Below are 651 nucleotides of genomic sequence, written 5' to 3'. Positions count from 1 at the left end.
CTGCTGTCCGGCCTCCTGCTGGCCGCGCCTCCGCTGGCCGAACGCCGCCATGGCGCGGCCAGGCTCTCGGTCTGGCGGGCCGCCCCCGGTCAAACTGCTACCGGCCAAACTGCCACCGGCCGGGCTGCCACCGGAATGCCCGAATAAGCGCGCAAGCTCCCTTCTGTATTTCGCAGCGCGCAGGCTATACTTGCCCCGGTTCCGGAGCGGCCCGGCGTCTTCATCGCGCCTGTCCGCCCCACGGAAGCGCCCCTTCCGCGGGAAGGGCAGGCCCTTTTTGCAGGATCCGAACATTTGCCGAGCCTTGGCCGCTACATTCCGTCTTCCCTGGTCTCGCCGCGCATCCGTTCCGCCGCGCGGCAAAGGCTGGCCGAACTGGGCGGAATGACGCTGTGGCTGCTGGCCCTGGCCCTGGCTGCCTCCTTATGGAGCTATAATCCGCGCGATCCGTCGATGAACACCGCCAGCACCCAGGCCCCGACCAACCTGCTGGGGGTGGTGGGGGCCTATCTGGCCGACGCGCTGCTGCAGAATATCGGCATCACCTGCGCGCTGCCGGTGCTGGCCCTGGTGGCCTGGGGCTGGCGGGTGGCGCGCCATACCGGGCTGGGCTCGGTGCCGGTGCGTGTCGTCGCGCTGCTGTGCGCCATG

The 651-nt window shown here is 69.9% G+C and carries 1 protein-coding gene; it reads left to right on the top strand.

What is annotated here, in order from left to right; genetic code table 11:
- Positions 1 to 294: 294 nt before the first annotated feature.
- The coding region (locus HUK84_RS21760) for a DNA translocase FtsK 4TM domain-containing protein (RefSeq protein ID WP_176641990.1) at positions 295 to 651 on the top strand (357 nt) is incomplete at its 3' end.

This window comes from Nguyenibacter vanlangensis, from assembly GCF_013376155.1.
Taxonomy (GTDB): domain Bacteria; phylum Pseudomonadota; class Alphaproteobacteria; order Acetobacterales; family Acetobacteraceae; genus Gluconacetobacter; species Gluconacetobacter vanlangensis.
The sequence above is the reverse complement of the archived record's forward strand: the minus strand, read 5'-3'. Positions and strand labels throughout refer to the sequence as shown.